Genomic DNA, 24592 nt, shown 5'->3' on the forward strand with positions numbered 1-24592 from the left:
TATCTTGGCATATCATTTGACATACTAAGACTAAACTAGAAAAAAATGAAAGTCATGAAAATCTTAACAATCTTAACCATATTATTTGGTTTTTCTCAATGTGGTAGTAGTTCAATAATTAAAAACCCTGCTTTTAAAGTAGAAAAAGCATTTTATAATAACTGGGTAGGCGGTCAAAAAGGTGTTGCTGGTACAAAACTTGAAATTCAATTAGAAAATGCTTTAGAAATAGAGTTTGATTCGATTTATTTTCAAAATAAAATAGCCAAAGCAGAGGTTGTTGTAAATGGAAATAAAGTACAATTGATTGGTCATTTTTCTACAAATGTAAATATAAAAAGAGATGTTATTTTAGATTCAAACCCTACTAAAGAATTAGAAAATACTTTGCCAACTGCTAAAAAGTTTCCTTTTCAATTAGAAAAAAACGAGGCAATAATCAGTTTTAATAAAGATGGTAAATCTGTTTTTTACAAAGTGAAGAATATAAAAGAAGTTCAATCTCGCGCTTTTCCTACGGCTCAAAAAAATAATTAAAACACTGGTTTTTAGTTTTTTGATGTTTAAAATAATTTTTGGCACGCAATTTGAATATTTCTAACTGTAACTTTAAAACTACAGCTTATGAAATCTTTAAAACTACTTTTTACATTTATTTTAACAGGAGCATTTTTAGGCTCATGTACCACAGTTTTCGAAGACAATTTTATAGAGAACGAAATCTCTTTAGAAGAAGTTGTATCTAATTACGATTTGTGGTACGTAGATTATCACAGAACTATTGGTAACGGAGACATTCCGTTTGTTGCTAAAGCTTTTACTTTATCATTTTTAGATGGCGTTTTATATGCAAATAATAATATAGCAGATATTGGTTTTACAGGAAATGGTTTAGGTATAGATGTTGGTACATATGACACGTATACAGGTCTTTTAGAAACAAGACACGATTTAGACGGAAGAAATGATTTTGAAGTAACTATAACTTCTAACAACGAAATTAGATTGTATAATTACAGACAAAATGTTACTTATTTTCTAATTGGTTACCAGACAAATACTTTTGATTATGACAAGTTGTTCTATGAAAACATAGAGTATTTTTTACAAGAGTATCAAGCTTGGGAGAAAACAAGTACAACAGGCGGAGTGCCTAATGCATTTGATTTAGAAAATTACTTGCAATTTACTCCAGAAAACACAACTACTTTTTATAGTTCTCAAGACAACTTTGGCACACAAATTGCAAATATAAATTGGAGTTACGTTGGAGATTATGAAGTGTTTGATGTAACCGGTTTCGAAGATCTTAAAATATTAACACTTAATTATGATGGCGGAGATATAGAAGAGTTTGAATTAAGCGTTATAAATGATGGAAAGATTAGTCTTTACAACATAGAGTCTGAAACAACATATGTTTTTAATGGTAGAGGTTTTGTACAATATTTAAAAACTGACGCATCAGAAAAAAGTGCAAAATCTATTGTAAGGAATTCGAATAGAAAACGTACTAAAATAGTAAGAAAAACAAAAATTAGAAGAAATTTAAAATAAAGTTTGGTTAGTTGATTTTTGGTTGGTTATTGCTTAATAACCAATTGAAAGAGAAACCGTCCTGAGGAGGACGGTTTTTTCTTTGTTAATAATTGCTAAAAAGTATCTTTATCGTTTAATTTTAAGCCAAAAAGATTTCATAATTTTATACTAAGTTTTAGCTTAAAATAAAAAAACATGAAATTAACAGCATTTATTACTGGCGCAACATCTGGTATTGGCGAAGCAACTGCAAAAATCTTTGCAAAAAATAATATTAGATTAATACTTTGTGGTAGAAGGTTAGATAGATTAGAATCTTTACAAAAAGAATTAAGCATTATTACAGATGTTACTATTTTACAATTTGATGTTTCTAATAGAGCTGCCGTAGAAAAAGCAGTTGCATCACTTTCAGAAAATTTTAAGCAGATAGATATTTTAATTAATAATGCGGGTAATGCACATGGTTTATCTACAATACAAGAAGGTAGTTTAGATGATTGGGATGCAATGTTAGATATTAATGTAAAAGGATTATTGTATGTTTCTAAAGCTATATTTCCGCAAATGATAGAAAGAAACAATGGTTTTATAGTAAATATCGGTTCAATTGCTGGTAAAGAAGTATATCCGAACGGAAATGTGTATTGCGCCTCTAAACATGCTGTAAATGCTTTAAATAAATCTATGAGAATAGATTTGAATAAACACAATATTCGTGTTTCTGCAATTCATCCAGGAGCCGTAGAGACAGAATTTTCAGAAGTTCGCTTTAAAGGAGATTCTAAAAAAGCAGCAGCAGTTTATAGCGGTTACAAAGCTTTACAAGCAGAAGATATTGCAGATATTATTCATTTTGTTGTAACAAGACCATATCATGTTAATATAGAAGATTTAGTAGTATACCCAACAGCACAAGCAAGTGCTACAATTTTAAATAAAGAATAAAAAATGTCAAAATCAGAAATAATAATAGGTTGCATGTCTTGGGGAGATTGGGGTAAACAGTTTTCGACAAAAGAGCAATCAGAAATGATTCAATTTTGTGTAGAAAACGGAAATTCTACATTTGACCATGCAGATATTTACGGTCATTTTACTACGGAAGCTGCGTTTGGTAAAGGTTTTAAAGAAAGCGGAATTCATAGAAAAGATATAAAGTTAATTTCTAAGTGCGGAATTCAGTTAGTAACAGAATCTAGAAATAACAAACTAAAACATTATAATTACAGCAAAGAATATATTGTTTGGAGTGCAGAACAGTCTTTAAAAAATTTACAAACAGATTATTTAGATACTTTTTTATTGCACAGACCAAGTCCGTTAATGCATCCTAATGAAATTGCAGAAGCAATTACTGAATTAAAAGAAAGCGGAAAAATTATCAATTTCGGAGTATCAAACTTTATGCCTTCTCAGATTAATTTAATTACAGAAAAATCTCCTGTAGAAGTTAATCAAATAGAATTTTCTTTAACACAACACACAGCAATGCATAATGGTAGTTTAGATCAAATGCTGCAAAAAGACATTCAACCAATGTGTTGGAGTCCTTTAGGAACTGTTTTTAAAGAGCAAACTGAACAGACAACTCGTATTAAAAAAGTTTTAACTCAGTTAGCAGAAAAATATAATGTAGCAGAAGATGTTCTATTATTAGCTTGGATTTTAAAGCATCCTGCAAATATTTCGCCAGTAATTGGTACAACAAATAGAGACCGACTTTTAAATGCAAACAAAGCTTTAAGCATAGAGTTAGAATTACAAGATTGGTTCTTATTATTAGAAGCTAGTAAAGGAGAAGAAGTGGCATAAAATGATAAACAAACGCCTTTTAATTAAAAACTTACTTTCTCATAATGATGAGAATAGTTTTTATGATAAAAAGCAAAGATTATCTTTAAATAGAAAAGACGGGAAAGCGAAATTTTTAAAACATATATGTGCACTTTCTAATTCGAATCCTTTTAATAATTCTTACATTGTTATTGGGGTAGAAGATGAAGAAAATAAGATTTTAGGTGTAGATTTTTTTGATGACAGTAAAATACAAAATCTTGTAAATGCTTATGTAACAAATCCGCCAAAAATTGCATATGAAAATGTTCGTTTTCCTAGTTTACCTCGACATAAAGTTATTGGTTTGGTTACAATTTATCCAAATAACTTAATAGCTTCTCTATCAAAAAAAACATGGAAATATAATAAAGGAACCATTTTTTATCGAAGTGGAAGTATTTCGATGCCTTTTCTTGGCGAAAATTTCGAATTAAGGGATAGAAACAAAGATGTTGTTGCAGCTATAGAAAAAAATGCAAGTAATAATATTGAGTTAACTTTAAATGGAGTTTTCGATTTTATAAACAATCACAAATCTAAATACAATCCTCAATACAAAGTTTTTAATGAACAATTTGTGCTTTGTTGGGCAGGAGAAAAAAAAGTAATTAATAACGAAATTTACTATTCTAGAGTAGATATAGAATTAATTAACGAGCAAGTTCAGTTGTTTTTCTCTGCTTTAGATGATGTTAAAATTACGTATAATAATAATTCATTTATTATAACAGAATTTATTTTTCTAGGATTAGAAAAGCAAGAAAAATATTATCCGTTAGAAAAAACAATAATTCATTTTAAAGAAAATGGCAGACACGATATTGTAAATGACTTTTTGTTTGAACCACCTGTTTTTAATAATAAAGTTATGATACATATTTATAATAATTGCAATTTAATTGTTAGAAAATTATCAGAAAATAGACGGTTATCTGTTACAGAACACGAAGATGTTTTAAGATTGCCAACTAATTATTTAATTTGTTATTTACATGGTTTTCTAGATGCTGAAGAAAATTTAAAAAAAGCTAAAAGCTATATTAAAAGTTTAGAAAATAAATCTACTTATATAAAATATAAAGAAACTTTGCGTGTTATTAGAAAATTAAAATACGCATAGTAACTTGTATAAAACTATCAATTACCGTTATGGTAATATGGCTTTCATATTTATTGTAATGCAATTTTGTTAAATATTCATTTATACTTCTTTTTTTCTCTATAATCATAAAAATTAATCACTTATGTGAAATAATTAATATTCTACATTTATAAATTAAGTATAAATACTTAGTTTTGTTTTTAAAATACGTAATTATGAAAACAATAATTGTTGTAGGAAATGGTATGGTTGGTTATAAGTTTTGTGAAAAATTTGTAAACCAATCTCAAAACAAAGAATTTAAAATTATTGTTTTTGGTGAAGAACCAAGACCTGCATACGACAGGGTTCATTTAAGCGAATATTTTGAAAACAAAGATGCTAAAGCCTTAGAAATGGCTCCACTTGCTTGGTATGAACAAAATAATATCGATTTAATTACAAATACTAGAGTTACAGATATCAGCAGGAATTCTAAAACAATAACTACTACTGATGATACTAAATATACTTACGATTATTTAGTATTGGCAACAGGATCTTCTGCATTTGTGCCACCCATAAAAGGCATAGAAAAAGAGGGTGTTTTTGTGTATAGAACAATCGAAGATTTAGAGGCCACTATGAATTATGTAGCCAAATTAAAATCTACAGGAACACAGAAAAAAGCAGCTATTTTAGGAGGTGGTTTATTGGGTTTAGAAGCTGCAAAGGCCTTAGTAGATATGGGTTTGGAAACTGCTGTTGTAGAATTTGCGCCTAGATTAATGCCAAGACAATTAAATAATGATGCCAGTAAATCACTTCAAAAAAAACTAGAAGCATTAGGTATTGAAATTTTACTTAGTAAAGCTACACAACAATTAATAGGAGAGAAATTTATAACAGGAATGCAATTTTCTGAAGAGGAAACTGTTCCTTTTGATATGTTATTGGTTTCAGCAGGAATTAGACCAAGAGATGAATTGGCTAAAACCTGCAATTTAGAAGTAGGTAAAAGAGGAGGTATTCTAGTATCTAATGATATGAGAACCTCAGATGAAGCCATTTTTGCAATTGGAGAATGTGCCTTATTAAATAGCATGATTTATGGTTTGGTGGCTCCTGGTTACGATATGGCAGAAATTGCTGTAGTTCAAATTTTAGGAGATAAAGAAGCAACAATGCCAACTGCAATAGACATGTCTACAAAATTAAAATTAAGTGGTATAGATGTAGCTAGTTTTGGAGACGCTTTAAATGAAAATGATGGATTGGAAATTGTGTACGAAAACGCATTTGAAGGTGTTTATAAAAGTATTATTGTAAATAAAGAAGGTACTTCTTTGTTAGGAGGAATAATGGTTGGAGATGCTTCAGATTATAGCATGTTGCATCAAATTTTCTTAAACGGAATGAAAATTCCAGAAAACCCAGCACAATTAATTTTACCAGCTACAGATGGTGCTGCAACTTTAGGAGATGTCATGGATTTACCAGACGATGCTCAAGTTTGTTCTTGCGAAAGTGTAACTAAAGGTCAAATTTGTGGAGTTATAGAAAATGGAGAAGCTAAAGATTTAGCAGACGTAGTTTCTTGTACAAAAGCAGGTACAGGTTGTGGAGGTTGTAAACCTATGGTAGCAGATTTAACCACAGCAACTCTTAAATCTTTAGGAATCACCGTAAAAGATACAGTTTGCGAACATTTTGATTTTAACAGACAAGATTTATATAAAATTATAGAAGTAAAAGGCTATACTACTTTTAATGAAGTTTTAGATAATCATGGTAATGGAGGTCATGGTTGTGAATTGTGTAAACCTTTAATAGCTTCTTTAATGGCAACAATTCATGCAGATACTGCCAATAAAGAATATGCCATACAAGATTCTAACGATCGTTTTTTGGCAAACATTCAAAGAAATGGAACCTATTCTGTAGTACCTAGAGTTCCTGGAGGAGAAATTACACCAGATAAATTAATTGCTTTAGGGCAAATTGCCAAAAAGTACGATTTATATACCAAAGTAACTGGTGGTGTAAGAATAGATTTATTTGGGGCAACCTTAAATCAGTTGCCATTAATTTGGAAAGAATTAATAGCACATGGATTTGAAAGTGGGCATGCCTATGGTAAATCTTTAAGAACTGTAAAAACCTGTGTAGGTTCTACTTGGTGTAGATATGGTATGGCAGAAAGTGTAAGTTTTGGTATAGAATTAGAAAACAGATATAGAGGAATTAGAGCGCCTCATAAAATTAAAGGTGGTGTTTCTGGTTGTATTAGAGAGTGTGCAGAGGCAAGAGGTAAAGATTTTGGGTTAATTGCTGTAGAAGGTGGTTGGAATTTGTATTTAGGAGGAAATGGTGGTGCAAACCCACGTCATGCAGAATTATTTGCAGAACAAATAGATAATGAAACTGTTGTAAAATATTTAGATAGATATTTAATGTTTTACATGCGTACTGCAAAACCTTTGCAAAGAACTGCTGCGTGGCAAGAACGTTTAGAAGGCGGTTTAGACTATTTAAAAGAAGTAATTATAGACGATAAATTGGGTATTGCACAAGATTTAGAAACAGAAATGCAAACCTTAGTAAATAAGTTTGAATGTGAGTGGACACAAGCTGTAAACGACCCAGAAGTAATGAAACGTTTTAACCACTTTGTAAATAGCGATGAAGAGGATGATAACATAGCATTTGTATCTTTAAGAGATCAAAAAATGCCACAGCCTTGGGTTTAAAAATTTGCAAAATGTTACAAAAACATTGTAAGTGTATTAAAAGAAACAAAGCATCAGTTTAGCTAAAGGTTGGTAAATAGTTGCGTTAGGGATTGAAACGACATCCTTTTTTGTGTCAGTTCGAGTTTTTTGTGAAGAAATGAACAAAAAGTATCTAGAACAAACATAAAAGATATAGTGTAAAGCCCGACCTTTAGGTAACGCCAAAATAAATAACAATTATGCAAGAAATAGTAGACAATTATAAATCAGTATTAGATAAAGATGTTAAAATTTGGTTTAAAGCAGCCTCTGTAAAAGATTTTCCAACAGATGGTGGGGCTTGCGTTAAGTATAAAGATAAACAAATTGCAGTTTTTAATTTTGCTAGAATAAACAAATGGTATGCTTGCCAAAATGTTTGTCCGCATAAAATGGAAATGGTATTAAGTAGAGGTATGATTGGTGATGATAAAGGCTTGCCAAAAGTAGCTTGCCCACTGCATAAAAAAACATTTTCTTTAGAAAATGGAGAAAATTTAAACGGAGACTTAGAGGCTATTGCCACGTATCCTGTAAAAATTGAGGCAGAAAATGTGTATATTGGCTTTCAAGAATAAAAGAAAAAAATGAAGCCAACAAAATTTGAGACTGCGATCGCCTTAATAGATAAAAAAAATGCAGAAGATCCTAATATTTATACTGTTTCTGGTTTAGATTACCCAAAAGAATTATTGTATTCTCAAAGAATGTCTAGAAAGCTTCTTCAATTCGACTCTAATGCATCAAAAGCATTGCAAATAGCAGCTAGAGCACAACATATATGTAGATGGATAATTCCACGAAATGAATTTCCAATGGATAGGATTGGTTATTTAAAATGGCGAGAAACATTAAAAAAAATGCATGCAAAAACTACAGTAGATATTTTACAAAAAGTAGGTTTTGATGAGCAGTTTATAAATCGTGTAGAAAAGATTATTCTTAAAAAAATGATTAAAAAGAATGATGAATCTCAAACTATTGAAGACGTGATATGTTTGGTTTTTTTAGATTATTATTTTGATGAATTTGCCGTAAAACATTCCGATGAAAAAGTAATTGACATTTTACAAAAAACTTGGGTAAAAATGTCTGATAAAGGTAGAGAAGCTGCGTTGCAATTATCTTTTTCTGATAAAGGTCTTAATTTGGTTAAAAAAGCTATTTCATAGATATTTTTGCAATGAAAAATAGCGGAAACTCTTTAGATCAGCGTACGTTTTCTAAACTAAGCCGTTTATATATTATTGCTTTAAGTACTATTGCTCTTTCTGTAATTATAAGTCAGTTTTTTGTAAGAGATCATTTAAATAATCAAGAAAGTGATTCTACAGTTATAAACGTTGCTGGTAGGCAAAGAATGTTAAGTCAAAAGCTAACAAAAGAAATTGTTTCTTTGTCTGTTTCTTTAGAAGAAAAAAAACGAAAAGAACTTAAGAGCAAAATAAAAAAAACACTCGCTTTATGGAGTTTATCGCATAATGCTTTACAGAAAGGAAGTGATTCTTTAGGACTTCCTGCCAAAAATAGCACCGTCATAAAAGAAAAGTTTTTAGTGCTTAACCCTATTTTTGATACTATTCAAAAAGTAGCTAAATCGATTATAACCAAATTAGAAAAATCACCAATAATTTCTATTGAAGAATTAACTGTAGATATAAGTAAAGTTACAAAGAAAGAAAGTGATTTTTTATTGATTATGGATGATATTGTAAATCAATATGATAAAGAAGCAGATATAAAAGTTACTTGGTTAAGAAAGTTCGAGTTTTTTTTAATGATATTAACTTTGTTAATTCTTTTAGCCGAGTTTTTATTCATTTTTTGGCCGACTGCAAAATCTGTTAAATCTATTTTATCAGAACTTTTATCAGCAGAAAAAAAAGCGAAAAGAATGGCTTTTGAAGCAGATCAATTAAGTATTGCTAAAGAAAAGTCAATAAAAGAATTAAGAGCTTTAAGTCATGCGATGGATGAGACTCTTTTGTTTGCTCGAATATCTCAATTTGGCAATATTATTCATGTTGGAAATAAGTTTTCTAGATTGTTTAAACTATCAAGATTTAAGAAAGATATCTTGTTTTGGAAATTTTTAAGTACCAATGAAAATGAACAACAAAATATAGAAGATTTAATTAATAAGCATAATAAAACGGGTTGGCAAGGAGAGGTCAAAGCAACAACAAAAGACAATCAAGATGTTTGGTTAGAAATGTCGATAATACCTTATAGAGTTAGTGATGATAAATCAGAATTATTGATAATAGGTTCAGAAATTACAAAACGAAAAGCAGCACAATTAGAAATTGATAGACTTTGGCAAGATAGTTTTGATGAGAAAATGAATCAACAAAAAATAATTTCAAGTAAAATTATAGAGAACCAAGAAAAAGAACAAAATAGAATTGCGAAAGATGTGCATGATGGCATTGGGCAAATGCTAACTGGTCTTAAATATAATTTAGAAAGTATCAATTTAGATAATATTGAAAAGTCTAGAGAGAAAATTGAAAACCTTAAGTTGTTAACTACAAGTATTATAAAAGGAGTAAGAACAGCCACTTTTAATTTAACACCTCCAGAACTTTCAGACCACGGTATTGTGCCAGCAATAACCAAGCTAACAAGAGAATTAAGTAAGTTAACCGGTAAAGAAATTTTATTTCTTAATAAGACAGATTTTAATTTAAGGTTAGATTCTTTAACAGAAATAAATCTTTATAGAATTGTACAAGAAGCTGTAAATAATGCGATAAAATATGCAGCATCATCTTATATTTTAGTAACAATGTCGCATAGCAATAAAATACTTAGTATTGTTATTGATGATGATGGTAAAGGTTTTGAGCCTAATAAGATTAAGAAAGTTAAAGATGGAGATGGCGGAATGGGAATGACCTTTATGAAAGAGCGTATAAAGTATATAGATGGTAGACTTTTTATTTCTTCTCAGCCAAATGAAGGTACAAGAATTACGTTAAATATACCTATTTAGATGTACGTATTTTTACGTAAAAATAGTATTTTTGTTGGTCTAAAAAGTTAGGTATGATAAATGTAGTTTTGGCAGATGACCATGTTTTAGTAAGAAATGGTATTAAAGCATTATTAGAAGATGAAACGGGTATTACTGTTATTGGCGAGGCTTCTGATGGTAAAGAAGCAATACGTATAATTTCTACTAATAAACCAGATATTTTAATCGTAGATATTCGAATGCCAGAAATGAATGGTATAGAGGTGGTTGCAGAAATAAGCAAAAACCATAAAGAAATTAAAACATTAGTTTTATCTATGCATGATTCTGAAGAGTATGTGGTAAAATCTATACAAGCTGGCGCCGATGGTTATTTGTTAAAAGGAGCAAGTAAAGAGGAGTTTTTAAAAGCGCTAACAAAAATTGCAGCTGGTGGTAAATATTTTACTGGTGATGTATCTTCTATTATTATGAATAATTTTGTTAATGGAAACGCGAGTGCTGCAGTAGAAACAAAAATGCAAAAAGAACTTCCTTTTAAGTTAACCAAAAGAGAAAAGCAAATACTTAGTTTGGTTTTAGAGTTAAAAAATAATAAAGATATTGCAGAAGAACTTAAAATTAGCAAAAGAACAGCAGAGGTGCATCGTTTTAATCTAATGAAAAAATTAGAGGTTAAAAATTTAATGGAGCTTACAGCTAAGGCTAAAGAATATCAATTAATATAAATTCTTTAGACATCTTTTTATATTACAATCGTTTTTTTAATATAAATTTTACATTTTTCTTAAAATCATTCTTGTGTAATTATTAAATTACTAATAATTAAAATATACGTATAATTATCATTAAAATTAAGTATTTATACTTAGTTTTGTGAGGTAAATATATGTATCATGCCAATTTTAGCACAAGAAAAATCAACAAAATTAAGTTTATTAGATTTTAAAAATGTTTCTACTAGAACATTTTGGATTACTTCCATATCATTTTTTATGTGCTTTTTTGCATGGTTTGGCATTGTGCCTTTTATGCCAGATGTTGTTAAAGACTTAGGCTTAACTCCAGATCAAAAATGGAATTCAATTATTTTGGCAGTTTCAGGAACTGTTTTTGCACGTTTACTAATTGGTAAGTTATGTGATAAATACGGTCCTAGATATTGCTATACATACTTATTAATGTTGGGTGCTATTCCTGTAGTTCTTTGCGGATTAGTACAAACACCAACACAGTTTTTAATTTGTAGGTTATTTATAGGTTTTATTGGTGCATCTTTTGTAATTACACAAGTGCATACATCTTTAATGTTTGCGCCAAATATTGTTGGTACAGCAAATGCTACTTCTGCAGGTTGGGGTAATTTAGGAGGAGGAGCAAACAGACTAGGAATGCCTTTAATAGCAGCAGCGGTTGTAAGCCTTGGTGTTGCAGAAGCAGAAGCTTGGAGGTATTCTATGATAATTGCTGGTGTTATTTGTTTTTGTATGGGTATTATTTATTTCTTTTTCACAAAAGATACTCCTAAAGGAAACTATAGCGATTTAAAAGCTGCTGGAGAAATGGTGGTAACTAAAAAAGATCAAATAGGTTTTTTAGAAGTTTTAAAAGATTACAGAGTTTGGATTTTATTTATAGTTTATGCTGCTAGTTTTGGTATAGAATTAACGGTTTATGGTACTATGGATGATTATTTGCAAAATACTTTTCAATTAGAAAGAGTAACTGCTGGTAATTTAGTGCTTTCATTTGCTTTGATGAATATTTTTGCCAGAACATTAGGAGGTTTTTTTGGAGATAAATTCGGGAAACTAAGAGGTTTAAGAGGTCGTGTTTTGTTTTTGTCGTTTATTTTAACACTTCAAGGAATTGTGCTAATTTCTTTTTCTGGAGCAACAAGCTTAATAGTAGGTGTTGTTTTTTTAATAATGTTTAGTTTAAGTGTTCAAATGGCAGAAGGAGCAACCTTTTCTGTAGTGCCGTTTATAAACAAAAAAGCTATTGGTGCTGTGTCTGGTATTGTGGGTGCTGGTGGAAATGTAGGCGCATTTTTAGCTGCAATATTATTAAAAACCAAATCTTCATTTGCAGAAAAAGCTGCAATTACGGCTAACGAAGGTTTGGGTGCAGAGGTTATAAAGAACGCGCAATCAATCGCTTCATCTAGTGCAGTTTCAAGTGGTTATTTAATAATTGGTGTTATTGTTGTTTTAACAGGTTTGGTTGCATTATCTATTAAATTTTCTAAAGAAGAAGAACAGCTAGAAAGTAAAAAATATACAGAAGAAATAATACCTCAGTTAATTCCTATAAATGTAAAAAGTTAAAATTTATACTCTTTTTTATTGATTTATAAATTCAAGATATTCTTTTTTAAGAAAATCAGAATAATAAAATCAATCTTAGGTTTCTAGAGTTTTAATGTCGTATTTAGTATAAAATCTTGGTCTAAAATGATGAAAAAAGAAATAAAAACAACTTGTTCATACTGCGGAGTAGGATGTGGAATTGTTGTAAAAAAGGATATTAATAACAAGATTTTTGTTGAAGGAGATAAAGAACATCCGGTTAATAAAGGAATGTTATGTTCTAAAGGAATGAACTTGCATTATGTAGCCAATGATACTTCAGATAGAATTTTATATCCAGAAATGCGTTGGTCTCGATCTCATCCAAAAGAACGTGTTTCATGGAATGATGCATTAGATAGGGCTGCAAGCGTTTTTAAATCTGTCATAAAAAAGCACGGTCCAGACTCTGTTGCATTCTATGTTTCTGGCCAGAGTTTAACAGAAGAATATTACATTGCAAATAAGCTTACAAAAGGATTTTTAGGTACAAATAATATAGATACAAACTCACGTTTATGTATGAGTTCTGCTGTTGTTGGCTATAAGAAAACATTTGGCGAAGATAGTGTGCCTATTTCTTATGCAGATATCGAGTTGGCAGATTGTTTTTTAATTACAGGAGCAAATCCTGCTTGGTGTCACCCAATTTTATTTAGAAGGATAGAGCAGCATAAAGAGAAAAATCCGAATGTAAAAATTATTGTAATAGATCCAAGGAAAACAGATACAGCAAACTTTGCAGATTTACATTTACAATTAAAACCAGGAACCGATATCGTTTTATATAATGCCATTGGAAGGCGTCTATATAAAAGGGGTTTAATTGATGAGGATTTTATTAAAAATTACACTCAAGGTTTTCAAGATTATAAGAAAGTTATTTTAGAAACGAGTCTTAAAAAAGCTTCTAAAATATGTGGGGTTCTAGAAGACGATATCGAAAAAGCAGCAGAAATTATAGGGCTTTCAAAGGGTTTTATAAGTATGTGGGCAATGGGTTTAAATCAAAGTGTAATAGGTACAGATAAAAATACTTCTCTGCTAAATTTATCTTTAATTACAGGGCATGTTGGTAAACCAGGTTCAGGGCCTTTTTCATTAACAGGGCAACCTAACGCAATGGGTGGTCGTGAAGTTGGTGGAATGGCAAATTTATTGGCTGTTCACAAAGATTTAAATAATGAAGAACATAGAGCAGAAGTTGCTCAGTTTTGGGGTGTTGATAAAATATCTGCTAAACCAGGGCTAACAGCCACAGAAATGTTTGATGCTTTAGAAAGTGGTAAATTAAAAGCAATTTGGATAGCTTGTACAAATCCGTTAGTAAGTTTACCAAATTCTCATAGAATTGAGAAAGCGATGGCAAAATCTAAGTTTGTAGTCGTGCAAGAAATATCAAATAAATCTGATACTGTAGCTTATGCAGATTTAGTTTTACCTGCAGCTGGTTGGTTAGAAAAAGAAGGAACTATGACCAATTCTGAACGTAGAATATCTTATTTGCCAAAAGAAATAGATGCGCCAGGAGAAGCAAGACCAGATGTAGAAATTTTTTGTGATTTTGCACAAAGAATGGGGTTTAGGGGTTTTAATTATAATAGCACAGAAGAAATTTATGATGAATATACTGCTATGACTAAAGGCACTAAAATTGACGTTTCATTTTTAAATTACGAGAGATTAAAGTTAGAAGGAACTTTTCAATGGCCAGTAAATAAATACAGAAGTAAAGGAACTCCTCGCCTTTTTGAAGATAAGAAATTTTATACACCTTCTCAAAAAGCCATTTTTAATGTGCCTTCATCAATACAAAATACAGCAATAGAAACTTCAGATGAATTTCCTTTAATCTTAACTACTGGTCGTATTAGAGATCAGTGGCATACCATGACAAAAACAGGAAAAGTATCTCGTTTAAAAACACATTATCCAAAACCAGTTTTAGAAATAAATCCTGTAGATGCTTATTTAAATAACATAAAAGATGGTGATATTACTGAAATTAAAAGTGCAAACGGTGTTGTAAGGGTTCGTGCAAAAGTTACAGATGTAATTAAAGAAGGTGTTGTTTTTTTACCAATGCATTGGGGTAAAGTTTTGCAAAGTAATTTAAATAGAGCAAACAATTTAACCAACACGCATTTAGATCCAATATCTAAAGAGCCCGATTTTAAATTCACAACAGTTGCTGTATCTAAATATAAAAAACCTAAAGAAAAAATTATAATTGCGGGTGCAGGTGCCGCTGCATTTCGCTTTTTACAAAATTATCGAGATTATAATGACGTAGACGAAATTCATGTTTTTTCTATGGAATCTAACTTGTTTTACAACCGTGTTTTATTGCCAGAATATGTAACAGAAGAATTATCTTGGGAACAATTATTAAAAATAAAAAATGCAGAATTATCTGAGTTAAACGTTCATTTACATCCAAAAACACTAATAAATAATATCGATAAGAATAACAAAATTGTTACAGATTCTGAAGGTAAAAAACATACGTTCGATAAATTAATTTTAGCTACAGGAAGTAGAGCTTTTATACCAAAAGATGTTCAAATAGAATTACCCGGACGTTTTACAATGCGTAACAAGATAGATGCAGATAATTTTAAGAAATACTTAGAAGACACAGGTCTACCGCCAGAAGAACAACATGTAGTTATTGTTGGTGGTGGTTTGTTAGGCTTAGAATTAGCAGCAGCTATGAAACACAAAAATGTAAAAATTACCATTGTTCAAAGAGCTTCTAGATTAATGGAGCGCCAATTAGATAAAATTTCTAGTAAACTATTATCACTAGATGTGCAAGAAAGAGGAATCCAAATTTATTTTGATAACGAGGTAAGTACTGTTTTTGATGATGAAGAAACAGGTGAATTAAATATCAACCTTAAAAGCGGAAAATACATTACAGCAAACGCAATTGTGTATGCTATTGGTACAAGACCAAATATAGAAATAGCAAAAAGCGGTGGCATTCTTTGTGGTAGAGGTGTTAAGGTAAATCAACATCTACAATCTTCTCATCCAGATATTTTTGCTATCGGAGAAATTGCAGAATTTAAAAACCAGTTATTTGGAATTACATCGGCAGCTGAAGAACAAGCCGGAATTTTAGCAAATTTTATTGCTGGGGATATTAGCGAATCTTATAAAGGATCTGTGTTAATGAATATTTTAAAATTTAACGACTTAAACCTATGTAGCATTGGTAATATTACCGTTCCAGAAAATGATAACAGTTACGAAGAAATTATTTTTACTGATATTTCTAAACGTTATTATAAAAAATGTATTGTAAAAGATGATTTGCTAATTGGTGCAGTTTTAATGGGTGATAAGAATGAGTTTGCAGAGTTTAAAACAATGATAGAAAGTAAAATCGAACTGTCAGACAAACGAGATGTATTATTAAGAGGTTCTTCTAATGCAGAACCCGTTTTAGGTAAACTTGTATGTTCTTGTAGCCAAGTGGGTTCTGGAAACCTAGAAACTGCTATAACAAAAGGTTGTGTAAACTTTACAGAATTGTGTAATAAAACAGGTGCAGGCTTAGGTTGTGGAAGCTGTAAGACAGAAATAAGAGAAATCTTAAATAACTCAAAAGTAAGCATATGAAACAATTAAACAGAGTTATTGTTAAAGGAGGAGTACTAACTCCTGGAGAACTAAAATATATATGTGAATCTGTAGAAAGTTTAGGGTGTAAAACGATTTCATTTGGTTCTAGACAAGATATTTTATTGCCTAAAAAAGTACAACCAGAAGATTTACTTAAGTTTGATAAGTTACAAATTGTAGAGTTTGATGAGATAGGAGTCGAAAATATGGTCTCTTCTTACGTTTGTGCAGATATTTTTCCTTCTACATCTTGGTTAACAGGAGATCGTTATCTTTATATATTAGAACAATTTAAAGAGAAATCAACATTAAAAATTAACATTACAGATCCAAAACAAAGACTGGTTCCGTTATTTACTGGTCATATTAACTTTATAGCTTCAGATCATGAAGATTATTGGTATTTGTATATTAGATTGCCAGAATGGAGTGTTACAAAAATGTACCCTGCTTTAGTTTATAGTTGGGATTTGTTTAAGATTGAAGCTGCAATAGAAAGTTTGCTAAAAGAAGAACCAGAAGATATTGATACCATTTTTGAATTAGTTACAGATGCTGTAGATACTAATAATAGAACGGTAGATAAACCTTTAGATGTTCCATTTTATCCTTTTCCTTATTTCGAAGGAATGAATAAAATAGGATTGGATAAATATTGGTTGGGTTTATATTGGAGAAATAATAAATATGATGTTTCTTTTTTAAAGGAAATGTGCGAGTTGTGTCTTGATAATAAAATTGGTAAAATATCTATCACACCCTGGAAATCTTTTATTGTTAAAGGCATACCAAGAGAATCTAAATTAGTTTGGGAAAAATTTCTTGGCAAAAGAGGTATTAATGTACGTCACTCTATGTTAGAGTTAAACTGGCATTTACCAGTAGCTAACAAAGAAGCATTAAACCTTAAAAAATACTTGGTTGCTAATTTTGATCAAAATGATATTAGTACCTACGGATTAACATTTGGAATTACAGATTACAACAAATCATCTTACTATTTTACCTCTATCGTAATCGAAAAAAATAAACAACCAGAATTAATAGGTAATTTTCAAACAAGAGATACTTATAATTTATTGTATGCAAAAAACTTCGACCCAAATACTAGAGCATATATTACCCATGTACAAGATGTAGATAAGGTAGAGTTACCGGGGTTATTGATGGAGTTGAGTCAATTGTATTTTGATCAATTAGGATCAGAAAAAGAAGAAGAAAAAAGAGCTATTGTAAAAAAAGAAGTTTTAGTTGAAGAAGTACATCAATGCAAAGATTGTTTTACAGTTTATAATAAAGTTTATGGAGACGTTACTCAGAATATTCCTAAAAATACCCCATTTCAAAATTTACCAGAAAGTTACCTTTGTTCACTTTGTGAAGCTCCAAAAACTAGTTTTGAAAAAAGAGTATTAGAAAAAAACTAAATGATTGCCTTTAATTCACATATCAATGCACCACAAAATAATACAAATGCAAGGGTTTGCAATTTATGTAATAGTAAAAATTGCTTAATTCATAAAATAAACGAAACATTTTTAGACAATAATACTTCTCAAAGCACCATTATAAAATGCAAAAGAAGTCAACAATTTATTATTGAAGGAGCACCTGTAAATGGCTTGTTTTTTATAAAAAAAGGTACTGTAAAAGTATTTAGAACAGGTATAAATGGCCGAGAACAAATAGTGCGATTTGCTAAATCTTGCGAAATTATTGGTCATCGTGGTTTTGGCACACAAGAATATTATTCTATTGGAGCTATTGCTATTCAAGACACAGAACTCTATTATTTTTCTAAAGAATATTTACAGAAAATTTTACTAGAAAACCCCAAGTTTTCTTACGAGATGATGTTGTTTTATGCCAATGAACTAAATAGAAGCGAAAACAAAGTTAAGTCGATATCACAAATGACAGTTAGAGAACGAGTTATAGATTCTCTTTTATACATATATAGAAAATTTGGTGATTTAAGAGGTTTTCTAAATCTACCTCTTAGTAGAAAAGAATATGCAGATTATGCTGGTACAACAGAAGAGCAAGTAATACGTGTATTTTCAGCTCTAAAAAAAGAGAGATTAATTATTACAAAAGGTAAAAAAATAGCCATAAATAACCTACAATCGCTTAAAAATGAAATTAGTGAACATAACTACTATTTAGATTTGTAAATAAGAATTAATTATTTTTAATAAAAGCCTTTTAAGTTTAAAATCTTAAAAGGCTTTTTCTATTAAAAATCTAAAATTACGTATAGATAAGTACTTGTGTTTTGTTTTTAAGTTATTGTTTATTAACTATTTGTGATTTTAAACTGCGAAATAACAGGATTAAATATGTGGTAAAAAAATGTTTTAACATGTTTTATTTCATAATTCTATAAGAATACTACTTATATATTTGTTAAAAAAATAAGTATTAATACTTAATTTATTAAAATCTAACAAAATGAAATCGCTAATTAAAAAATCAACTTTAGTTTTATCTACAGCACTTTTATTAGTTGCTTGTGGTGGTAAAGAAACTAAAAAAGCAACAACAGCTGTTCAAACAACATCAAAAACAAAACAATTAAATATTGAAAAACCACAATTAACATTTGGGTTTATCAAGTTAACAGATATGGCACCTCTGGCGATTGCAAAAGAAAAAGGGTTTTTTGAAGATGAAGGTTTGTTTGTTTCTGTAGAAGCACAATCTAACTGGAAAAACGTTTTAGATAGAGTTATTGATGGTCAATTAGATGGTTCTCATATGTTAGCAGGTCAACCAATTGCTGCAGGTGCAGGTTTTGGGCGTCAAGCAAAATTAGTAACTCCTTTTTCTATGGATTTAAACGGAAATGGAATTACAGTTTCTAATGATGTTTGGTCTAAAATGAAACCAAATGTACCAAAAGATGGTGCTGGAAAACCAATTCATCCAATTAAAGCAGATGCTTTAAAACCAGTTATTACAGAATACAAAAACTCTGGAAAAGCATTTAAAATGGGAATGGTATTTCCTGTATCTACACACAATTACGAAATTAGATATTGGTTAGCTGCAGCTGGAATTCACCCAGGAATGTACACCAAAGAAAATGTACAAGGACAAATTGATGCAGAGGTTTTACTATCTGTAACGCCACCACCACAAATGCCAGCAACATTAGAAGCAGGTACAATTTATGGATATTGTGTAGGTGAACCATGGAATCAGCAAGCTGTATTTAAAGGAATTGGTGTTCCTGTGGTAACAAACTATGATATCTGGAAAAATAACCCAGAGAAAGTATTTGTTATGACAGAGAAATTTGTAAAAGAAAATCCAAATACAGCTATTGCAGTAACTAAAGCATTAATTAGAGCAGGTAAATGGTTAGATAAACCAGAAAACAGAAAGGAAGCTGTAAAAATTTTATCAATGTCTCAATATGTTGGTGCACCAGAAGCTGTTTTAGCAAATTCTATGACAGGTACTTTCGAGTTTGAAAAAGGTGATAAAAGAGAAATGGAAGACTTTAATGTATTCTATAAATACAATGCAACCTATCCTTTTTATTCTGATGGAATTTGGTTTTTAACGCAAATGAGAAGATGGGGACAAATTCCTGATGCTAAATCTGCAGACTGGTACACATCAACTATAAAAGATATTTACAGACCAGATATCTGGAAAAAAGCAGCAACACTTTTAGTAGAAGAAGGTAATATTCCAGCAACAGATATTCCAGCAACAGATGGTTACAAGCCAGCAACAGCAGACTTTATAGATGGTACAACATATGATGCTAAGGATCCTATTGGATACATCAACAGTTTTAAAATAGGAAATAAAGACAAAAAGTAATTCTCATAAATTATTAAATAAGAAATTATGAAAGCAAGTAGTTTAACATTAGGAAAAGTATCTCACTTTTTAGGTTTTGGTTTTTTTACGACTTTAAGAAATTTATTTACAGGAAATTTAGAAAAAGAAGACCTAAAGAAGTTTCTGCGTAAAGTAATAGTGCCACTTGCTTCTATATTTTTATTTATTTTGATTTGGCATATTGGTGCCAAAACATTATTTAGTATCGAGGCCGAATTTAAAATCGAAAAAGCATTAGAAGATCAAGGTCAAGTAGCTGCAGACGCATTAACAGCTTGTATTGCTTCTGGTGAATCTAGTTGCCAACCCAATACATTACCATCTCCTGCACAGGTTTGGGAATCTTTTCAATCTTTGTTAAGAGATCATAATATTATTAGTGCAGATAAAGCAGCCTTTATAGAAAAAACTGCAGCTCTAAATAAAACAAGAATTGCTGCGGGTAAAGATGCCATTGTGTATACGGGTAGACCTTCTTTTGTAGATCAAATATTTAGAAGTTTACAAACAGTTTTTGCAGGTTTCTTTTTAGCATTATTAATTGCTGTTCCTTTGGGTATTTTAATAGGTTTAAGTTCGACATTAAAAAGTGCATTTAATTGGTTTATTCAAATTTTTAAACCAGTATCTCCGGTAGTTTGGTATTTATTAGTTTTTATGATTGTAAAAACTGTATTAATAGGTTCTACAGAAGATAGTTCATTTACCATTTCATTTATTAGTGTTGGTTTGTGTTCTATGTGGGCAACTTTAGTAAATACGGCAATGGGTGTTTCTACAGTTGATAAAGATTATATAAATGTTGCAAAAGTTTTAAAATTAGGTACGTTTCAAAAAATATTTAAAGTGGTGTTACCCTCTTCTTTACCACTAATATTTACAGGTTTAAAGATAACATTATCAGTTGCTTGGATGGTTTTAATTGCGATTGAATTATTGGCTCAAAGTCCTGGTTTAGGTTTGTTTGTTTGGGAAGAATTTCAAAATGGAGCAAACGACTCTAATGCCAAAATTATTGTTGCCATGTTTGCAATTGGTATTATTGGTTTTCTGTTAGATAGATTAATGTTAACCATACAAAATTGGGTGTCTTTTGATAAACAAGATGCCATATAAATCGATTTAACTATTGCGTTAGGGATTGAAGCGGCATCCTTTTTTATGCTAGTTCGAGTTTTTTGTGAAGTATGAACAAAAAGTTTCGAGAACAAATAAAAAAGATATAGCGTAAAGCCCGACCTTTTAGGTAACGCCCAAATAAAATTTAAAGAAATGGCATATTTAGAGCTTAAAAATATTTATAAATCTTACGGTAAAGGAGACAATGAAACACAGGTATTGTCTAACATAAATCTAAAGATAGAAGAAGGAGAATTTGTTGCTATTGTTGGTTTTACCGGAAGCGGAAAAACAACGTTGGTAAACTTAATAAATGGTTTGCTAGAACCAACAAGTGGATCTCTTTTATTTAAAGGAGAACCGGTAAAAGGTACAAGTCACGAAAGAGGTGTAATCTTTCAAAATTACTCGTTATTGCCTTGGTTAACAGTAGAGCAAAACGTAATAATGGCTGTAAAAGCGGCGTTCCCAAAACGAGATAAATCAGTCTGGAAACGTAAAGCTGCATATTATATAGAGATGGTAAGTTTAACGCCAGCTATTAACAAATTACCAAAAGAATTATCAGGCGGAATGCGTCAAAGAGTAGCAGTTGCTAGAGCTTTAGCTATGAAACCAGATATGATTATTATGGATGAACCTCTTGGGGCTTTAGATGCTTTAACTAGAGGTAATTTACAAGATCAAATCTTAAAAATTTGGGAAAAAGACAAACGTACAGCTTTACTAATTACCAATGATGTTGATGAGGGAATTTATATGGCAGATAGAATTATTCCCTTACATCCTGGACCAAATGCAACTTTAGGACCAGAGTTTAAGATTGATTTAGAACGTCCGAGAGATAAAACTGCAATGAATGATAGTGAAAGTTTTAAAAAAACTAGAAATGCAATTATTGAATATCTAATGGATATTGGTGATGCTCGAAAAGCAGAAGCAAAGCAACAAATTATATTACCAGAATTAGAGCCAAAAAGTTTTGTTTCTTATTCTTAAAATAACAAAAGATGAGCGCACAAATAATTTTAAAAGAGGATAAAAAAAACATCACAAATACATCTAATGTAATGTTAGATTTAAAAGATTTAAAAAAAGTATATCCAACTCCAAAAGGAGATTATGTGGTTTTAGAACACCTAAATCTTCAAATAATGAAAGAAGAATTTGTTACTATTATTGGGCATTCTGGTTGTGGAAAAACAACAATGTTATCTATGATTGCTGGTTTAAACCCTATTTCTAGTGGAGATATAGCTGTTTTAGGAAAACCAATTAAAGGTCCTGGCCCAGATAGAGGTGTTATTTTTCAAGCGCCAAGTTTAATGCCTTGGATGACTTCTTTACAAAATGTATTATTAGGTGTAAAGCAGGTTTTTCCGCACGGAACCAAAGCACAAAGAACAGATATTGCCAAATATTATCTGCAAAAAGTAGGTTTAGAAGATGCGTTTCATAAAAAAGCATCAGAATTATCTCAAGGGATGCAACAACGTGTGGGAATTGCAAGAGCTTTTGCCATAAAACCAAAAGTATTATTGCTAGATGAACCTTTTGGAATGTTAGACTCTTTAACAAGAGGAGAATTACAAGATATCTTGATTGAAATCTGGAACAAAGAAAAAATTACAGCGGTAATGATTACTCATGATGTTGATGAAGCAATATTTTTAGCCGATAGAGTAGTAATGATGACTAGCGGGCCAAGAGCAAAGATTGGCGATGTTTTAGATATTGATTTTAAAAGACCAAGAACAAGAAAATCGGTACTAGAACATGATAATTACTATACATATCGAAAACATTTAATCGACTTTTTAGAACACTAAATAAACAAAATAAAAAATCTTTAGAACTTAAAACTTAGGATTATGAAACGTTGCAATTTCATATTCCTTAGACGTAAACAGGTAAAAATTAAACATAATAATTCAACAAATCACAGAAAATAAAAACTAAACAACATGAAAAAACATTACTTAATTTTAGGACTGATGTTAGCGTGTTTTCAATTCGCAACAGCACAATTTACTCTAGATGGGCAATTTAGACCAAGAACAGAATACAGAAACGGTTACCAGTCTTTAATACTAGATGCTGCAAATGCAGGTTTTGCAACCAATACAAGACTAAGGTTAAATGCTGGTTATCAAACAGAAGCTTTTAAAGTTTATTTGAGCATCCAAGATCTTTTAGTTTGGGGAGAGAATCCGCAAATAATACCTGTAGATTCTAACAATTCTTTTGCTGTTTTTGAAGCTTGGGCAAGTTTAAAACTTACAGATAATTCAGGCATTAAATTAGGACGACAGGTACTATCTTATGACGATCAGCGTTTTTTTGGTGGTCTAGATTGGGCACAACAAGGTAGAAATCACGATTTAGCGATGTTTCAATATAGAACAGAAAACTTTATGTTAGATTTAGGTTTGGCTTTCAATCAAGATTTAGATGGCGCCGGAGGGCCATTATTTGGTTTTCAAAACGTAGGTACAGCATACCCTGCAAACAACCCATTTCAATACAAATCTATGCAACATTTGTATGCAAAGAAAACTTGGGAAGGATTTAATGCAAGTCTTTTACTAGTAAATTATGGGCATCAAAATTATGATTTAAATGGAAATGCAGATGGTGTAAATAGCTTAATTACAGCGGGTACTCATTTAAATTATAAGAAAGGTAAATTTGGTTTAGCAGGTAATGCTTTTCTGCAAACGGGTACATTTTTTAATGGAAGTACAGATGTTGGAGGCGCTTATCTTTTAGGTTTAGATGCAAATTACAAGGCTACAGATAAAGTTAGTTTTGGTGCAGGTATAGAATTAATTAGTGGTGATGATGCTACTACATCAGATAAAACGGAAGCCTTTTTACCAACTTTTGGTACAAATCATAAGTTTAATGGTTTTATGGATTATTTTTATGTTGCCAATCATATAAATACTATTGGTTTAATAGACATTCATGCAAGTGCAAACATTAAATTGAATAAATCTTCAAGTTTAATGGCGAAAGTTTTAAATTTTAGTGGAGAACAGGCTTTGGCAAGCGGAGAGAAATCTTTAGGAACTGAAATAGATTTAGTCTACAAGAAAAAATTTAACGGGTTTTCATTAGTTGCAGGGTACTCTCAAATGTTTGCATCTGATGGTATGTATGAGTTAAAAGGTATTACAGAAAGTAATGCTTCAAACACTCAAAATTGGGCGTGGTTAATGTTAGTCATAAAACCAAAATTTATAACAGGTAAATAATACTTAACTAGTAAATGTTATTTATAAACTTAAAAAATCCCTTTAAAAAGAGATTTTTTTTTGCGATATTAATTCTTTAGAGTATTCAAAAAAAATACGGTATAAATTTAGTTTGAAAAACGTAATTAGGATAAAATACGCCTAAGAATAGAAAATTCTATATTCTCAATTTTTTG

General features: G+C 30.5%; 19 protein-coding genes. All 19 read left to right on the forward strand.

What is annotated here, in order from left to right:
- Positions 1 to 54 precede the first annotated feature (54 nt).
- Positions 55 to 537: a hypothetical protein gene (locus tag WG950_RS09650; RefSeq protein WP_340931960.1), complete on the forward strand. Its 483-nt coding sequence runs from the start codon at positions 55 to 57 to the stop codon at positions 535 to 537.
- Between the two features lie 87 nt (positions 538 to 624).
- Complete coding sequence (locus tag WG950_RS09655) at positions 625 to 1557, forward strand: hypothetical protein (protein WP_299064606.1); 933 nt, start codon at positions 625 to 627, stop codon at positions 1555 to 1557.
- A 177-nt stretch (positions 1558 to 1734) separates the two neighbouring features.
- Complete coding sequence (locus WG950_RS09660) at positions 1735 to 2487, forward strand: SDR family NAD(P)-dependent oxidoreductase (RefSeq protein WP_340931964.1); 753 nt, start codon at positions 1735 to 1737, stop codon at positions 2485 to 2487.
- A 3-nt stretch (positions 2488 to 2490) separates the two neighbouring features.
- Positions 2491 to 3354, forward strand: a complete 864-nt coding sequence (locus WG950_RS09665) for an aldo/keto reductase (protein WP_340931965.1) — start codon at positions 2491 to 2493, stop codon at positions 3352 to 3354.
- A gap of 1 nt (position 3355) precedes the next feature.
- Positions 3356 to 4498, forward strand: a complete 1143-nt coding sequence (locus WG950_RS09670; RefSeq protein WP_340931966.1) for an ATP-binding protein — start codon at positions 3356 to 3358, stop codon at positions 4496 to 4498.
- Positions 4499 to 4695: 197 nt separating this feature from the next.
- Positions 4696 to 7209 (forward strand): nitrite reductase large subunit NirB, encoded by a 2514-nt coding sequence (nirB, locus tag WG950_RS09675; protein ID WP_340931967.1) that lies wholly within the window; start codon positions 4696 to 4698, stop codon positions 7207 to 7209.
- Between the two features lie 221 nt (positions 7210 to 7430).
- Complete coding sequence (gene nirD / locus WG950_RS09680) at positions 7431 to 7808, forward strand: nitrite reductase small subunit NirD (RefSeq protein WP_340931968.1); 378 nt, start codon at positions 7431 to 7433, stop codon at positions 7806 to 7808.
- A gap of 9 nt (positions 7809 to 7817) precedes the next feature.
- Positions 7818 to 8402 (forward strand): DUF4202 domain-containing protein, encoded by a 585-nt coding sequence (locus WG950_RS09685; protein WP_340931970.1) that lies wholly within the window; start codon positions 7818 to 7820, stop codon positions 8400 to 8402.
- Positions 8403 to 8413: 11 nt separating this feature from the next.
- Positions 8414 to 10225 (forward strand): ATP-binding protein, encoded by a 1812-nt coding sequence (locus WG950_RS09690; RefSeq protein ID WP_340931971.1) that lies wholly within the window; start codon positions 8414 to 8416, stop codon positions 10223 to 10225.
- Positions 10226 to 10278: 53 nt separating this feature from the next.
- Positions 10279 to 10935, forward strand: a complete 657-nt coding sequence (locus WG950_RS09695) for a response regulator transcription factor (protein ID WP_340931972.1) — start codon at positions 10279 to 10281, stop codon at positions 10933 to 10935.
- Between the two features lie 168 nt (positions 10936 to 11103).
- Positions 11104 to 12534, forward strand: coding sequence for a NarK family nitrate/nitrite MFS transporter (locus tag WG950_RS09700; protein ID WP_340931974.1), 1431 nt, complete (start codon positions 11104 to 11106; stop codon positions 12532 to 12534).
- A 126-nt stretch (positions 12535 to 12660) separates the two neighbouring features.
- Entirely contained in the window at positions 12661 to 16182 is a 3522-nt protein-coding gene (locus WG950_RS09705; protein WP_340931976.1) for a molybdopterin-dependent oxidoreductase, read from the forward strand.
- Positions 16179 to 17612, forward strand: coding sequence for a rubredoxin domain-containing protein (locus WG950_RS09710; RefSeq protein WP_340931977.1), 1434 nt, complete (start codon positions 16179 to 16181; stop codon positions 17610 to 17612). The genes WG950_RS09705 and WG950_RS09710 overlap by 4 nt, the downstream gene beginning before the upstream one ends.
- Positions 17613 to 18359 carry a Crp/Fnr family transcriptional regulator gene (locus WG950_RS09715; protein ID WP_340931979.1) on the forward strand — a complete coding sequence of 249 codons (747 nt, stop codon included), beginning with the start codon at positions 17613 to 17615 and terminating at the stop codon, positions 18357 to 18359.
- Positions 18360 to 18636: 277 nt separating this feature from the next.
- On the forward strand, positions 18637 to 20019 hold the full coding sequence (locus WG950_RS09720) for a CmpA/NrtA family ABC transporter substrate-binding protein (RefSeq protein ID WP_340931981.1): 1383 nt from the start codon (positions 18637 to 18639) through the stop codon (positions 20017 to 20019).
- 27 nt (positions 20020 to 20046) lie between these two features.
- Positions 20047 to 21156 carry an ABC transporter permease gene (locus tag WG950_RS09725; protein WP_340931982.1) on the forward strand — a complete coding sequence of 370 codons (1110 nt, stop codon included), beginning with the start codon at positions 20047 to 20049 and terminating at the stop codon, positions 21154 to 21156.
- 156 nt (positions 21157 to 21312) lie between these two features.
- Positions 21313 to 22158, forward strand: coding sequence for an ABC transporter ATP-binding protein (locus WG950_RS09730; RefSeq protein WP_340931983.1), 846 nt, complete (start codon positions 21313 to 21315; stop codon positions 22156 to 22158).
- Positions 22159 to 22169: 11 nt separating this feature from the next.
- Positions 22170 to 22988, forward strand: coding sequence for an ABC transporter ATP-binding protein (locus tag WG950_RS09735; protein WP_340931984.1), 819 nt, complete (start codon positions 22170 to 22172; stop codon positions 22986 to 22988).
- Between the two features lie 135 nt (positions 22989 to 23123).
- Complete coding sequence (locus WG950_RS09740; protein WP_340931985.1) at positions 23124 to 24416, forward strand: alginate export family protein; 1293 nt, start codon at positions 23124 to 23126, stop codon at positions 24414 to 24416.
- Positions 24417 to 24592 lie beyond the last annotated feature (176 nt).

The organism is Polaribacter marinaquae (genome assembly GCF_038019025.1).
In the GTDB taxonomy this organism is placed as follows: domain Bacteria; phylum Bacteroidota; class Bacteroidia; order Flavobacteriales; family Flavobacteriaceae; genus Polaribacter; species Polaribacter marinaquae.

Coding starts and splice junctions, on each gene's coding strand:
- WG950_RS09670 (WP_340931966.1), top strand. CDS start 3,356: ATGATAAACAAACGCCTTTTAATTAAAAACTTACTTTCTCATAATGAT.
- WG950_RS09700 (WP_340931974.1), top strand. CDS start 11,104: ATGCCAATTTTAGCACAAGAAAAATCAACAAAATTAAGTTTATTAGAT.
- WG950_RS09720 (WP_340931981.1), top strand. CDS start 18,637: ATGAAATCGCTAATTAAAAAATCAACTTTAGTTTTATCTACAGCACTT.
- WG950_RS09735 (WP_340931984.1), top strand. CDS start 22,170: ATGAGCGCACAAATAATTTTAAAAGAGGATAAAAAAAACATCACAAAT.
- WG950_RS09705 (WP_340931976.1), top strand. CDS start 12,661: ATGATGAAAAAAGAAATAAAAACAACTTGTTCATACTGCGGAGTAGGA.
- WG950_RS09730 (WP_340931983.1), top strand. CDS start 21,313: ATGGCATATTTAGAGCTTAAAAATATTTATAAATCTTACGGTAAAGGA.
- WG950_RS09650 (WP_340931960.1), top strand. CDS start 55: ATGAAAATCTTAACAATCTTAACCATATTATTTGGTTTTTCTCAATGT.
- nirB (WP_340931967.1), top strand. CDS start 4,696: ATGAAAACAATAATTGTTGTAGGAAATGGTATGGTTGGTTATAAGTTT.
- WG950_RS09690 (WP_340931971.1), top strand. CDS start 8,414: ATGAAAAATAGCGGAAACTCTTTAGATCAGCGTACGTTTTCTAAACTA.
- WG950_RS09655 (WP_299064606.1), top strand. CDS start 625: ATGAAATCTTTAAAACTACTTTTTACATTTATTTTAACAGGAGCATTT.
- WG950_RS09660 (WP_340931964.1), top strand. CDS start 1,735: ATGAAATTAACAGCATTTATTACTGGCGCAACATCTGGTATTGGCGAA.
- WG950_RS09715 (WP_340931979.1), top strand. CDS start 17,613: ATGATTGCCTTTAATTCACATATCAATGCACCACAAAATAATACAAAT.
- WG950_RS09740 (WP_340931985.1), top strand. CDS start 23,124: ATGAAAAAACATTACTTAATTTTAGGACTGATGTTAGCGTGTTTTCAA.
- WG950_RS09685 (WP_340931970.1), top strand. CDS start 7,818: ATGAAGCCAACAAAATTTGAGACTGCGATCGCCTTAATAGATAAAAAA.
- WG950_RS09710 (WP_340931977.1), top strand. CDS start 16,179: ATGAAACAATTAAACAGAGTTATTGTTAAAGGAGGAGTACTAACTCCT.
- WG950_RS09665 (WP_340931965.1), top strand. CDS start 2,491: ATGTCAAAATCAGAAATAATAATAGGTTGCATGTCTTGGGGAGATTGG.
- nirD (WP_340931968.1), top strand. CDS start 7,431: ATGCAAGAAATAGTAGACAATTATAAATCAGTATTAGATAAAGATGTT.
- WG950_RS09725 (WP_340931982.1), top strand. CDS start 20,047: ATGAAAGCAAGTAGTTTAACATTAGGAAAAGTATCTCACTTTTTAGGT.
- WG950_RS09695 (WP_340931972.1), top strand. CDS start 10,279: ATGATAAATGTAGTTTTGGCAGATGACCATGTTTTAGTAAGAAATGGT.